Annotated in this window: 16 protein-coding genes and 1 pseudogene; 10 read left to right on the top strand and 7 right to left on the bottom strand. The window is 59.6% G+C overall.

Annotated features, from left to right (window positions below):
- Positions 1 to 14: 14 nt before the first annotated feature.
- The 3 genes from EHS19_RS01250 to EHS19_RS01240 all read right to left on the bottom strand — a co-directional run bounded on the left by EHS19_RS01250 (position 15) and on the right by EHS19_RS01240 (position 4,537).
- A complete protein-coding gene (locus tag EHS19_RS01250) occupies positions 15 to 1,925 on the bottom strand; it encodes an ABC transporter ATP-binding protein (RefSeq protein ID WP_241677008.1) in 1,911 nt (636 codons plus the stop codon).
- Between the two features lies 1 nt (position 1,926).
- On the bottom strand, positions 1,927 to 3,756 hold the full coding sequence (locus EHS19_RS01245; RefSeq protein WP_151915977.1) for an ABC transporter ATP-binding protein: 1,830 nt from the start codon (positions 3,754 to 3,756) through the stop codon (positions 1,927 to 1,929).
- Positions 3,757 to 4,018: 262 nt separating this feature from the next.
- On the bottom strand, positions 4,019 to 4,537 hold the full coding sequence (locus tag EHS19_RS01240; RefSeq protein WP_151915976.1) for a MarR family winged helix-turn-helix transcriptional regulator: 519 nt from the start codon (positions 4,535 to 4,537) through the stop codon (positions 4,019 to 4,021).
- Positions 4,538 to 4,734: 197 nt separating this feature from the next.
- Here EHS19_RS01240 and EHS19_RS01235 point away from each other — a divergent pair, with 197 nt between their 5' ends.
- The 3 genes from EHS19_RS01235 to EHS19_RS01225 all read left to right on the top strand — a co-directional run bounded on the left by EHS19_RS01235 (position 4,735) and on the right by EHS19_RS01225 (position 6,464).
- Positions 4,735 to 5,343 (top strand): sugar O-acetyltransferase, encoded by a 609-nt coding sequence (locus EHS19_RS01235; protein WP_151915975.1) that lies wholly within the window; start codon positions 4,735 to 4,737, stop codon positions 5,341 to 5,343.
- A gap of 260 nt (positions 5,344 to 5,603) precedes the next feature.
- A complete protein-coding gene (locus tag EHS19_RS01230) occupies positions 5,604 to 6,251 on the top strand; it encodes a DUF2975 domain-containing protein (RefSeq protein ID WP_241677007.1) in 648 nt (215 codons plus the stop codon).
- Entirely contained in the window at positions 6,252 to 6,464 is a 213-nt protein-coding gene (locus EHS19_RS01225) for a helix-turn-helix domain-containing protein (RefSeq protein ID WP_044090058.1), read from the top strand.
- A gap of 48 nt (positions 6,465 to 6,512) precedes the next feature.
- On the opposite strand, the gene EHS19_RS11540 is transcribed toward EHS19_RS01225, so the two are convergent.
- From EHS19_RS11540 to EHS19_RS01215, 4 genes are all read right to left on the bottom strand, one after another.
- Entirely contained in the window at positions 6,513 to 6,638 is a 126-nt protein-coding gene (locus tag EHS19_RS11540) for a hypothetical protein (RefSeq protein WP_277752777.1), read from the bottom strand.
- Positions 6,639 to 6,690: 52 nt separating this feature from the next.
- Positions 6,691 to 6,834 carry a hypothetical protein gene (locus EHS19_RS10630; protein ID WP_175578231.1) on the bottom strand — a complete coding sequence of 48 codons (144 nt, stop codon included), beginning with the start codon at positions 6,832 to 6,834 and terminating at the stop codon, positions 6,691 to 6,693.
- 77 nt (positions 6,835 to 6,911) lie between these two features.
- Positions 6,912 to 7,220, bottom strand: a complete 309-nt coding sequence (locus EHS19_RS01220) for a helix-turn-helix domain-containing protein (RefSeq protein WP_151915974.1) — start codon at positions 7,218 to 7,220, stop codon at positions 6,912 to 6,914.
- On the bottom strand, positions 7,217 to 7,579 hold the full coding sequence (locus tag EHS19_RS01215) for a type II toxin-antitoxin system RelE/ParE family toxin (RefSeq protein WP_151915973.1): 363 nt from the start codon (positions 7,577 to 7,579) through the stop codon (positions 7,217 to 7,219). Before EHS19_RS01215 ends, EHS19_RS01220 begins: the two co-directional genes overlap by 4 nt.
- Before the next feature lie 298 nt (positions 7,580 to 7,877).
- Between EHS19_RS01215 and EHS19_RS11680 the strand changes: the two are divergent.
- The 7 genes and pseudogenes from EHS19_RS11680 to EHS19_RS01185 all read left to right on the top strand — a co-directional run.
- Positions 7,878 to 8,285 (top strand): annotated as a pseudogene (locus EHS19_RS11680) (hypothetical protein); the annotation flags it as partial.
- Positions 8,185 to 8,685: a DUF4417 domain-containing protein gene (locus EHS19_RS01210; protein WP_277752776.1), complete on the top strand. Its 501-nt coding sequence runs from the start codon at positions 8,185 to 8,187 to the stop codon at positions 8,683 to 8,685. The pseudogene EHS19_RS11680 and the gene EHS19_RS01210, both read left to right, overlap by 101 nt.
- 194 nt (positions 8,686 to 8,879) lie before the next feature.
- Positions 8,880 to 9,242 (top strand): hypothetical protein, encoded by a 363-nt coding sequence (locus tag EHS19_RS01205; protein WP_151915971.1) that lies wholly within the window; start codon positions 8,880 to 8,882, stop codon positions 9,240 to 9,242.
- A gap of 35 nt (positions 9,243 to 9,277) precedes the next feature.
- A complete protein-coding gene (locus EHS19_RS01200) occupies positions 9,278 to 10,288 on the top strand; it encodes an ATP-binding protein (RefSeq protein ID WP_241677006.1) in 1,011 nt (336 codons plus the stop codon).
- Positions 10,289 to 10,294: 6 nt separating this feature from the next.
- Entirely contained in the window at positions 10,295 to 11,149 is an 855-nt protein-coding gene (locus EHS19_RS01195; RefSeq protein ID WP_151915969.1) for a hypothetical protein, read from the top strand.
- Positions 11,150 to 11,200: 51 nt separating this feature from the next.
- Positions 11,201 to 11,794 carry an IS607 family transposase gene (locus EHS19_RS01190; protein WP_151915968.1) on the top strand — a complete coding sequence of 198 codons (594 nt, stop codon included), beginning with the start codon at positions 11,201 to 11,203 and terminating at the stop codon, positions 11,792 to 11,794.
- A gap of 211 nt (positions 11,795 to 12,005) precedes the next feature.
- Entirely contained in the window at positions 12,006 to 12,983 is a 978-nt protein-coding gene (locus EHS19_RS01185; RefSeq protein ID WP_175578229.1) for a transposase, read from the top strand.
- Positions 12,984 to 12,986 lie beyond the last annotated feature (3 nt).

Here is a 12,986-nt window from a genome sequence, read left to right as displayed (position 1 = left end):
GCGGCGAGGCGCGTTTACGCGAACTGGCTGTTGTAGAGGGCCGCATACCTGCCGCCGCGCGCCAGTAGCTCCTCATGACTGCCGGATTCGAGGATGTCGCCGTGCTCCATGTAGAGGATCAGGTCGGCATCGCGGATCGTCGAGAGGCGATGCGCGATCACGAACGAGGTGCGTCCGGCCATGAGCCGCGACATCGCCTTGCCGATCTCCGCCTCGGTGCGCGTGTCCACCGAGCTGGTCGCCTCGTCCAGAATCAGAATCGGCGGGTCCGCCAGAAACACGCGCGCGATGGTGAGCAGCTGTCGTTGCCCGACCGACAGGTTGCCGGCCTCGTTGTCGAGCACGGTGTCGTAGCCCTGCGGCAGCGTGCGGATGAAGTAGTCCGCCCGCGCCGCCTTGGCCGCGGCGACGATCTGCTCGCGAGTGGCGTCAGGCCGACCGTAGGCGAGGTTCTCCGCCACGGTGCCGCCGAACAGCCATGTGTCCTGGAGCACCATGCCGAATTCGCGTCGCAGATCGCCGCGCGTCATGGCGGCGGTGTTGACGCCGTCCAGAGTGATGCGGCCCGCATCGATCTCGTAGAAGCGCATGAGCAGATTGATGAGCGTGGTCTTGCCGGCACCGGTCGAGCCGACGATGGCGATCTTGCGACCAGGCTTGGCCACGAAGCTCACATCGCGCATCAGCGGCCGGGCAGGCTCGTAGCCGAACCGCACATGGCTGAATTCGATGCGGCCACGCACGGGTTCGGCGACATGCGCCGCCTTCGATTGCGGCGGATCGGGGCGTTCCTCGGTCTCGTCGAGCATCTCGAATGTGCGTTCGGCGGATGCGAGCGCGGATTGCAGCGAGTTGATCATGTAGCTCGCCTCGGTCATCGGTTCGGACACCTGCACCACGTACTGGAAGAACGCCTGCGCCACGCCGACGCTCATACGCCCGCCGATGACCATCGATCCGGCGATGAACATCACGATCATCTGCGAGAAGCGGGAGATCATGCGGATCAGCGGGTTGACGGACAGGGTGATGAAGTCGGCGGTCTGCGCGGCGCGGCGGGTGCGTTCGGCGGCGGCCTCCATTGCCTCGATGCTGTCCGCCTCGCGGTTGTACGCCTTGATGATGTTGCGGCCCTTGTAGTACTCCTCCGCGAGTCCGGTCAGCTCGCCTATCGTCTCCTGGCGCAGGGATGCCGTTTCGAGGTTCCTGCGCGCCACGAGCTTGGTGATCCACAGGCTGAACGCCATGAACGCGAGGAAGATGACCGTCAGCAGCCATGAGTAATACACCATGATCACCAGCGAGCCGGTCACCGTGGTGATCGCGGTGATCAGCCGCAGCAGTCCGGTCTGCATGACCTCGCTGATGCGATCGAGGTCGTTGGTCACCTTGCTCAGCACCTCGCCGGGTTTGTTGCGGTCGAAGTAGCTCAGCGGCAGTCGGTGGAGCTTGTCGCTGATCTGCTTGCGCAGCGTGAGATTCAGATTCTCCGCGACCGAGGCCATCAGATATGACTGGAGATAGTAGAACGATGCCTCGCCGAGGTAGAGGAGCGCGAGGATCAGTATCGGCCACCCCGTGCCTCCGCCGCCCCAGTCGATGGTGTATGGTTCGCCGGTTTCCCATGCGTTCTGCACGGCGTTCCAGATGGCGTCCACCACCACCGCGCTGTACATGGGTGCGGTGATATGGAAGAACGTGAACAGCAGAATCGACACGGCGACGACCGTGAGTCGCATGCGTTGCGATTTGAGTTGGGAAAACAGGCGTTTCGCTGTTGCTGCAGCGTCTTTGGGGGCCTCGAGCTCGAGGTCGTCGCCCAGGGACGCGTTCGTTGATGCGTTTGTAGCCGCGTTTGTCGCCGGCGTCGTCTCGTCGATGATGTCGGTCGGTTCCATGGTGTTGTTCCCATGCTCTGCGCTCATGTCAGGCCTCCTTTCCCTGTGTTCCCCGCGTTGCCTGTGTTCCCTGCTGGGCTGCGGAACGCGCCGGCGCGCTGCGAGCCGGTCCGTTGTGCGCCGGTTCCTTGGTCTGTGATTCGACGATCTGCCGGTAGACCTCGCAGTCGGCCATCAGTTCGTCATGCCGTCCGATGCCGGCGACCTCGCCGTCCGACAGGACGATGATCTGATCGGCATGCTGGATGGTGCTCACGCGCTGGGCGATGATGAGCACGGCGCGACGGCTGGTTTCGGCGGCGAGCGCGCGCCGCAGTGCCGCGTCGGTTTTGAAGTCGAGTGCCGAGAACGAGTCGTCGAAGATGATCAGCTGCGGTTCGCCGACCAGCGCGCGGGCGATGGATAGCCGCTGCTTCTGGCCGCCGGAGAAGTTGGTGCCGCCCTGTGCCACGCGCGAGTCGAGTCCGTCGGGCAGCGAATCGACGAATTCGTGCGCCTGTGCGATGTCGATCGCATGGTCGAGTTCGCTCTGGTCGGCGTTGCGGTCGCCATAGCGCAGGTTGTCGGCGATCGATCCGGAGAACAGCCATGCCTGCTGCTGTACGTAGGCGATGCGCGAACGCAGGTCGTGCTGGGTCATCTCGCGCACATCCACCCCGTCGAGCGTGATGCTTCCCCATGTCGCGTCGTGCAAGCGCAGGGCGAGCATCGCGATGGTGGATTTGCCTGAGCCGGTGCCGCCGATGATCGCGGTCGTCTGGCCGGCCTTGCAGGAGAAGCTGACGTGGGTGAGCGCGTCCTCCTGCGCGTCGGCGAAGCGGAAGGTCACGTCGTGGAAGGCGAGCACTTCGCCGTCGGCAAGCGGCTCGCGACCGCTCATGTCGATCGCCTTGGCTGGGTCTGGATCGCTGATCTGCGGACTGTGGTCGAGCACGGCACGCACACGTTCGCAGCATTCGAGGGCGCGCGGCAGGGTGAGAATCACCATCTGCCCCATCATCAGATAGAACAGCACCATGATCGAATACTCGACGATGGCGGTGATGTCGCCGATGCGGAATCCTCCGGCGTCGATGCGCTGCCCTGCGAGGAAATACACGATGACGATGAACACGTTCATTCCGAAGTAGGACAGTCCGTCGAGGTTGGCGAACAGACGGTTGGCTCTGATGGATGTGGCGGCGTAGTCGGTGAAGGTGGAATCCATGCGCGCCTGTTCGTGCCGTTCCTTGCCGAAGGCGCGGATGACGCGCACGCCGGTGAGGTTTTCGAGCAGCACGGCGCCGATCCGGTCCAGGAGCTTCTGCAGACGGCGGAACAGGGGTGCGGCCGATCGCATGATGAGGAACGCGATCACGCATACGATGGCGACGACGGCGAGAAGCCACAGACTCATGCCCACGTCAAGCCGGAAGGAGAGGATCAGCGCTACGGCGAAGATGAACGGCACCGGCAGCAGCATGCCCATCAGGTTGGTCATGGCCAGTTGGATGTTGACGATGTCGTTGATGGTGCGTGTGGTGATCGACGCGGTGCCGAAGTTGCGAAAGTCGTAGATGGACAGGTCGAGCGACTTGCGGTAGAGGGCCATGCGCATGTCCTTGCCGATGCGGCTGGTCAGCTGCGAGCAGCACCAGCCGCCGGCGATGGCCGAGCCGCCGGAGACGAGCGCGGCGACGCCCATTTTCACGCAGGTGACGACCATCGCGTCGAGGGACGCGTGCGATGCGCTTTCGTTGAGCAGTTCGGCCACGAAGGTGGGGATGACCAGCGCACCGATCACGTCGAAGAACAGCAGGACGACCGTCACCGCGAACAGCCCCCAATACGGTTTCATGAAACGGACGACCAGCCGCATGGCGTATTCACTCCTTATATCTGCGTTATATCTGCGTCTTTCGTTCGGTTGCTCGCTGCCTGCGGCCTTCGGCCCCGCAGCGCATGTACGGTGCGTGAAAACCTCTGCGCTTCCACACGCAGTCTCCATATTGTCCCACTTAGGGACAAATGTCAAATCTGGATACCACTGCAGGCGGCCGACCGGGGAACGAGTGCGTTGTCGGTGCCCGGCGTATGTCAATCGCCGGTGGTGTCGCGGCTTGACAGTTGCGACTTGGCAGTCATAGCTTGACGGCACGCAGCTGCCGACGGAATTCCCGGCCGAAGATCTCCATGCCTCGAATCATCGTGTCTCGCAGGTCGGGGTCGAGCTCGCTCATCGCGCGGTATTCGGCGCCGCGCTCCGGCGCGATCAGCGCATTGCAGTACCGGCGGCCCGACTCGGTGAACCATACCGTTTTGACGCGCCGATCCCCCGCCGACTCGCCGAAACGAACATATCCCTGCTCCACGAACGAGGAGATGACGTTGTTGACGGTCTGGCGAGGCAGCATCGTGTAATCGCAGATCTGGCGCTGCGAGGCGCCGTCGTGGTCGTTGAGATAGTCGAGCACGCTCATCGTGCTGTCCGCTAGACCAAGGCGTCGGCAGTAATCGGCGAACGCCACGTCGATCCGATGCAGCTCGTCGAAGAACCGATCCAGCCGATCGACGATCGATGTCTTCGTCTGCTCCTGCACGGCACTGCCGTCGGCGTGCTTCCCTCTGTCGAATGAAGCCGATCCTGCATCCTCCGCCATACGCACTCCTTGCGATAGTCTCAATTCAAGACAATGATATGAGGTTCATGGCAGATGCGTCAACCTCTGCCGTAATCACATCAACCCGATGCCGCTACGTCAGTACGATTCGGCAGTGCGACAGATCCCGCCCCCTCATCCGCGATTACAATAGGCGGCACATCACAAACCGCAAACCTCGCCTGAAAAGAAGAATCATGGACAATGCAGCACGCCGCAGCGAACAGCTCCCCTACCACTATGACGACCCCAGCATCATGGGCGGTCAGCTCGAGTATCAGGAGAAGCTCTGGGAGTTCAACCAGACCCATCCCACCGACCAGGCCGGCAAGCAACGGCTGCTCAAGGCGATGTTCGCCGAAATCGGCGAGGGCTGCCACGTGGAGACCCCGGCACACGCCAACTGGGGATTCCATCATGTGCACATGGGCAAGGGCGTCTACTGCAACGTGAATTTCACCTGCGTGGACGACGCCGACATCACCATCGGCGACTGGTGCATGTTCGGCCCGAACGTGGTCATCGCCACCGCCGGCCACCCGGTGCTGCCCATCCTGCGCGAACACCATTATGTATATGCGATTCCCGTCGTCATCGGGCGCAACGTATGGGTCGGCGCAAATGTGACCATCCTGCCGGGCGCCACCATCGGCGACAACACCGTGATCGGCGCCGGCTCGGTCGTCACCCACGACATCCCCGCGGACTCGGTCGCCTACGGCGCGCCCTGCCAGGTGGTACGCCCCATCGGCGAACAGGACCGTGAATACTACTTCAAGCGCCGCAAGCTTGACGTCTGGGAGTGATCCGGCGAGACAGGCCACGGCAAAAGCCCGCCACGCCACGCCCGCGCATCAGGTCCGCGCCATCATCGAGGACCTTTCATGATTCCGGCCGAACTGCTCAAACCCTGCTTGACATATCGAATTTCGATATAATAGTATTGAAATACAATCGAATCCACGGAGGTCGGTTCGGCAGGAAAAGCACGGCAACACACGCACGGCGGCACGGGCACAGCCAAGAAACACGGCAACACAAACGCCATCAGGAAAGGGCGGTCATCATGGGCGCGCTGAGTCATCCCAACCATCCCAACAATTCAGACCATCCAACCGGGTCACGGACAGGGGGTCCTGCAGTCCCGGGCGGCGACGTCGAGAACACCGCCGAAGACACCGCGATGTGGCAGGAGTACCACCCCACGGCAATCGCGGTGCTCAAGGGGTTCATCGTGCTCTTCGAGCTGATATGTCTGTGGGGGCAGTACGTCATCTATGTGATGGCCGGCGAAGTGGTCGCGCTGTATCCCGAGACCGCGCCGGCCCGCTGGCCGTACACCATCGCCGGAATTCTGGGGGTCGCGTGCTTCGAAGTGGCGTTGATCCCCCTATGGAGGCTTCTGGATCTGGTCAAGCGCCGCGACGTGTTCTCCGGCAAGGCGGTGCGGTGGACGAATGCGATCATCATCTGCGCGGCGGCCGAAGGGGCGCTCGTGCTGTTCGTGCTGCTGTTCGGCCTGTTCGCCGACTTCCAGTACTGCGACCCGACCAGCGGCGACTGCTTCAACGCCTCGATCACCATGCCGGCGGTCGGTCTGGCATGTCTTGTGGCGCTACTGCTCATCGCCGCGTTCATCCTGCTCATGCTGGTGATGCGGTCGCTGCTCAGCGCCGCCATCGCACAGCGCAGCGAGCTTGAGGCGGTGATCTGAATGGCGATCCGCATCAATCTCGACGTGATGCTGGCCAAGCGCAAGATGGGCGTGGGCGAGCTGGCCGACCGCATCAATATCACGCCGGCAAACGTATCGATTCTGAAGAACGGCCGCGCCAAGGCGATTCGGTTCTCCACGCTCGACCAGATCTGCAAGGTGCTGGACTGCCAGCCGGGCGACATCCTCGAGTTCGTGGATGAAGGACGATAGTCAACGAGTAACCGGCACCCGGTACGCCACGAACAGGGAGCGCTCGCATCAGTCGCGGCGGCGCTTGCCGAGCGGCAGCAGTCCGGCGACGATGAACGCCACCAATCCGACGCACGCCACGACCATCAGCGGTTCGGATGCGGCGTTCCACCAGCCGTCGCCACTGTAGAGCACCGCGCGCACTCCGTCGCCGATGTAGCGCTGCGGTGTCCAGCCATAGACCCAGTCACGTCAGAATCCGGGGTAGCAGTTCGTACGGAAGGAACAGGCCGGCGCTCATGCCGAGGCCGAGACCAAGGACGCCGCAGAGCACGCCGAGTTGCATCATGGTGAGCACGGCGACGATCATCGACATCATATACGTGGGCATGAATGTACGTGGCGAGGAGATTGCATATGGGGCGGCCGAAAGCGGACGAGCGAGGCGCGCCCGAGAAAATGCTGCAGTTATACGAGTTGGAGCGTCCTGCCGTCAGGCATCAGCGCGTTGACTTGGAGACTGCCGCCGATCGCCTGGAGATAGCGGCGCAGCGTGCGAATCTCAGTCCTGTCCACGTCCCCGGATTCGAGGACGCTGACGCGCTTCTGACTGACGCCCATGCGTTCGGCAAGCTCTTTCTGAGTGACATCCTGCGCCTTGCGGGCCTCCTTGAGTTCGTAGAGACGCATCTCCTCGAGCAGCCGCTCCTTCGCCCTGTCGATCTCCTCGCGGCTGATGCCGCTGTCGGCGGCGAACTGTTCAGGCGTGTAGCTCATGACGACTCCTTTCCATAATGATCCTCCAGCCAATGCACATATCTCGCTTCGGCCTCCGGTATGGCCTTGTCGTACCACTTGTTCCATTTGCGCTGTCTGTCTCCGCCGACAAGCATGATTGCCTTCCGCTTGGGGTCGAACACGAACAGGATGCGTATTTCGCTCGTACCCGTAGACCCTGGGCGAAGCTCCTTCGTCGATCGGATGATACGGGAGCCCTCAATTTTCCCAACCAGCGGCCGTTTCAGGTTGGGGCCGAATTCCTCGAGTACACTCCCAGCCGCAAGAACCTGCACCTTTGACTCTCGGTCCAAAGTGTTCAGCCGGTCCTTGATTGGTTCGAGCTCAACGGTCCACATACCTTGGATTATACCCTAAAAGGTATAGTGCCGAAAAGACGTCAATCTGGCGTCCTTCTTTCCCAATGGGTATTCCCATAAGGGAATCAAGGAGTATAAGGGAGACTATCCTGCTGGTAAAGTCCTGCGCCCATAACCGCGACACGCCGACGCATACCTGCGATTCCGCATTATTCGAACGTTTGTTCAATGATTCTTTTTCTTTTCTTGTGACCAAAAATGTACTCTTGTTCCCACAATGTATAATTGGGGATATACCCGAGGGGAGGAGCTTCCTATCGGGGATAAGTGAAGAGAGATGGTGTGCGGGAATCTTGCACATTCCCGCACACCCGCTGGAGGAGCCACGATGGTGCTCGACCGCAACACACCATCATGGCACCCTCCGCTCGGAAAGCAACCGAATTGCTCGAAAACCACACCGAACCATCAAGGGGGCCGAGTGCCGATAATCGCCAACATCGCGGACGACGGCTTCGCGCCATGGCTGCTCGAGGGGGCGACACTCGACCGCGGGTACCCGTGCATCGAACCGTTGCCGGACACGGTTCCCATGCCCAAGGATCTCGTCCCGTTCAGCAAGCGCAACAGAGTCGCGGACAAACGTGCTTTCATCCATTTCTACGAGGACGACACCCGTTTCCGCGCCTTGGCCGCAAATCCCGACCGGTACATTCCCAAGCTGCGAGAGTTCGACGGAGTCATCTCCCCCCGATTTCTCGTTGTACTGGGGAGCGCCGAAACCGGTGCTGCAAGGCAACGTGTATCGCAGTCGAATCATCGGCCATTACCTGCAACGCAGCGGATTGCCAGTCGTCACGAACATCCGTTGGGGAGACGAAGGCACGTTCGACTTCTGCTTCCTGGGTGTGGCTCGGCATTCCATGGTTGCCATCAGTACGGTTGGCTGCATTTCATCACGTAAGGAGAAGACTGTCTTCGCACTCGGACTTGAAGCAATGATGAGTGAACTCGAACCCGCGCGAGTGATCGTCAACGGGCCGATGCCGGCCGAAGTGTTCGGCCGATACTGGGATGCTGCGGAATTCCACACCTATACCTCTTGGACCCGACGCATGAAGGAGCGCAGCCATGGGAACCGGTGAATCGGGAATCTATTACACATCCGGCGGTAGCAAGCGAGTTCACCACCAGGCACTGATCCATAGCATTGAGGGAACTTTCACCCGCAATCCTCGTACCGGGCGAATCCAGAGAATGAAAAGCGGCGGACACGCAACGGTCAGATTCAGACCATTTTCCCGGCTGAGGACCAGCCACGACCGAAAGGGAAACGCTAATGAACATTCGGCAGGCCATCGAACAGCGTCGCAACATCTGTGACGAAGATTACATCATGGTCGAAAAGGCATGGCAAGATATGATCAATGCCTGCACCGATAACGTAGAAAACACCATAAGATTCGTCGACGAACAATGCACGGCCGATGAATTGTCATGGCTCAGTGAAATATACGATGAGCTTATCGAGCAAACGCAGAGCCCTCAACTCGTTGTCTCCCTTCTCAATGCCATTATTCGTAATCCCGAAGAGGACAAACGGTATTCACTGATGCCGATTCTTGACGAATCCGTCGCAACATACGGCAACCACGCAGTCAAGTCGGCATACCGCAGAGCAAAGGAGGATGATGCGCGGTGAAGAAGAACGATGTGGTGAATCTGATTCGCTACCATATGGACCGCAATGAGGCCGGATTCATCCAGCAGTCTCGGCAAATCGCCGAGGAATTCCTCGCTTGCGGCGACATTGAATTAGGACGGTATGTGACCGCATTGATTGCAAATGCCAATGCGGTCCATCCTCAATCGCAAAGGTTCGCAAATACGGTTCCGGATGCGGTACGCGTGGCCACGTTGGATGACGACCCGCTTCCTCTACCGGATGCGATACGCGATGACCTCCGCGGCATCATCAACGCGGTCGGCAACGCCCTCGGCGTCAACCGGTTCCTGTTCCAAGGCGCACCCGGCACCGGTAAGACCGAATCAGCCAAACAGATGGCACGCATCCTTTCCCGGGAACTCTATGTCGTGGAGACCAGCATGCTTGTCGACAGCCGTCTCGGACAGACGGCCAAGAACATCGACACCTTGTTCCAACAGATCAACGAACTCGCTCATCCAGACAAGGTCATTGTTCTGTTCGACGAAATCGACACCCTCGCCTTGGATCGGGTGAATTCCCATGACGTACGCGAAATGGGACGCGCCACATCGGCCATGCTCAGGGGATTAGACGAGCTACACCGCGACGTGACGATGATCGCCACCACGAACCTCTATGACGCCTTCGACCCCGCACTTCGCCGCCGCTTCGACGCCGCCGTCAACTTCAACCGGTACACGCAAGACGATCTCAAAGCCGTCGCGGAGACGCTCATGCAGCATTATGTAGGCAAACTCCCGCATGCGGTTCCGAACAAACGACTGTTCTCGAAAATCCTCTCCCTCATGCCGCAACTCCCCTACCCCGGAGATATGAAGAACCTTATCCGCACAAGCCTTGCCTTCAGCGCACCCGGCAGCGGCACGGACTACTTGCGACGGTTCTACACCTCCGCACTCGGCAAGGAGCCCAATGACCCCGCAATGCTTCGCGCGGAGGGATTCACGCTGAAGGAAATCGAAGCACTGAGCGGCGTAGCGAAAAGCACCACCGCTCGAAGACTCGCGGCAGAGGAGTGACGGACCGTGAACGCATTATTGGAACTGCGCAAACCATTCGAGGGACGCGCCGGAACAGCCTCCGGCGGTCCCGCGCGTATACCTACAGGAGCGCACATCGATGCCCGCAAGCTCATCACTCTTGCAGATGAACTATCAAAACTCATCGACTCATGGCCCCAGGATTCACCGACCGGCGACAAGATGCTTATCGAAGCCCATTACCGCGACATCGTCGCCAAGAGCAACCGTATGACCAGACTGCTACGCCAGGCGCCTGACATTCCAGTTAACCGCTCCATAGTCGGCGCACGATTCGACCATGGAGATGACGGCTCGCCACGTCACGTCATCACTTACTATGTCTCCAAAGACAGCGTGTACAAGACCATCTCGCTATTGCGTCATTATGCCATCTATATACACGAAAACGGATCGTTCAGCGGTTCCGTTGCATCCGCCGCGCTCGACACATTCAACCGTGGCAAACAGAAGATGCCCGACGGCCTGTATAAAACAGAGTTCGCACAAGTCGTCAAAGACTCTTACTATGTCCGCACCTTCACCCTTCCCGAAGGCCTGCGAGATGCGGTCAGTGGTTCATTCATCACCTTGTTCAACACCGGCGAACTGACCGTAAAAGAGCTGATGGACCATTTGGCAATCGATCCTTCCGATTATCAAATCGTTGACGATCTGACGTTTATCGCCAACAATGAGACAGTCATTGACAGCATTCGGCATGCTACGCCGTATCTGGTATCCATGTCGGCAACGCTCGACGACTTCACTCAAGAGCCGCTGTTCCAGCCAACCGCTGTTCAACAACAAGACCCCCTGCTTCCTCCCCCATCAAATGAGCCGATTGTCGGGGTCTCATAATTAGTTTCTGTTCTTCTAGTTTTTTCTAGTTGTCTATGGTATCATGGAGTTATGAAGTTATCTGAGTATGCGCGGTTGCATGGTATTCAGTATCGTGCCGCGTGGGAGCGTTTTCGGTTGGGGCGGATTCCCGGCGCGTACAAGGATGAGGTCGGGACGATCATCGTGCCCGACGAGTCGGAGGGTGCGCCGTTGCGTGATGCTGCCGTATATGCTCGCGTATCCGACCCGTCAAAACGGAAAACCCAGCTCGTAGCACAGCGGAAGCGGGTTGAGGATTGGGCGATTGCGAACGGGTATCGTATTGTCGTTTCCGTGGCCGAGGTTGGTTCCGGGGTGAACGACAAGCGCCGTCGTCTATCCGCATTGTTGAAGCGTGAGGATTGGGGGACGCTGATAGTCGAGCACAAGGATCGGCTGACCCGATTCGGATTCAACTGGTTCTCATTATTCATTGAAGCGCAGGGACGACGGATTATCGTCATAAACGAAGCATCGGATGATCGAACGGATCTCGTACAGGATCTGATCGCGATCATCTATTCGTTCAGCGCCCGCCTCTATGGTCAGCGTCGATCAAAAAAAGCTGTCAAGATGGTGAACATGCTCACCGAGGACGAGCCGGGTGACTCCCATGGCGCGTAAAGACGATAAGATTTACCGGGCGTACGAGGTCGGATTCCCGGCGAACGCGGGGAAGATCGATCAGCTGAAGCGTCTGATGCCGGTCTGGCGACGAGGGCTGCGACGAACGTTGAACGTGCTGGAGCATGCGCTTCTTTCCGGTGAGAAAATGCCTCGCTGGGTGGATGCTAAAACATGGGACGATGGTTTGTCCCAACGGCAATGGGATTCCGTGACACGGCAGGCGAAGGCGATGCTCGACTCGTGGATGAGTCTGCGCGAGGCCGATTTCCGCCGCATCGTATCCCACTCCAGTCTGACAGCCGACATGAAGCAAGCGTTGTATCGAATCAATCTTCGCCACGCTTGGTGGGAGACCGGCGACGACGAGGCGCACAGGATGGCGCGACGAATCATGAAGCACATCCGCAAACGCATCCCGTTCCCGAACCCGATGCACTGCCGGACCATGAGCATGGACGGGAAGATCGCATCCATCCAGCCGTCGAACGGCGGCGAATACTATCATTGGGCGCGCATCTCCACATTGACAAGGAACAAGCCGATACACGCGCCGCTGATCATTCACGCCGACCTCGAACCGCATCTGCATCCCGACGATCCCGAAACACTCGCCAACCACTTGCAGCTACGGGTCAATGAGGACGGTACGCTCACGGCGCGTCTCATGACCACGCAGGACAAACCGCCCGTGCGGCAGACCGGTGACACCATCGGCTTGGACTGGGGCATGCAAAGCCTGTTCGCCACCAGTACGGGACGACTCTACGGATTGCGCCTGTTCGCATGGCTGAAACAGCGCGATGACGAACTGCTCGCCCTGATCCGTGATCTAGCCCGATCCAACGTTCGCTACAAACAATCGAAACGGTATCGACGGTTCAACAAGCGCATCCGCGACTATGTGACCAATGAGGTCAACCGAGTATTGAACCTGATCGCCGACGATCAGGTCAGAGAACTCGTCGTTGAGGATCTTGACTTCAGACATGGCGGACTCTCGAAACACATGAACCGGCTCGTCACCCGCGCCGGTCGTGGTGCCGTCCGACGCAAGCTCAGACGACTCGAATCCGCCACGGGAATCACGGTAACACCGGTGAATCCCGCGTACACGAGTCAGGAATGCCCCTCCTGCGGTGGTAGTGCCCGGATTCTTGCGCACTTTGGTCTTCGCCCGGCTCTGTGACGA

It is taken from the genome of Bifidobacterium jacchi, assembly GCF_009078285.1.
GTDB lineage: Bacteria > Actinomycetota > Actinomycetes > Actinomycetales > Bifidobacteriaceae > Bifidobacterium > Bifidobacterium jacchi.
This window is presented reverse-complemented; position numbering and strand designations above follow the sequence as displayed.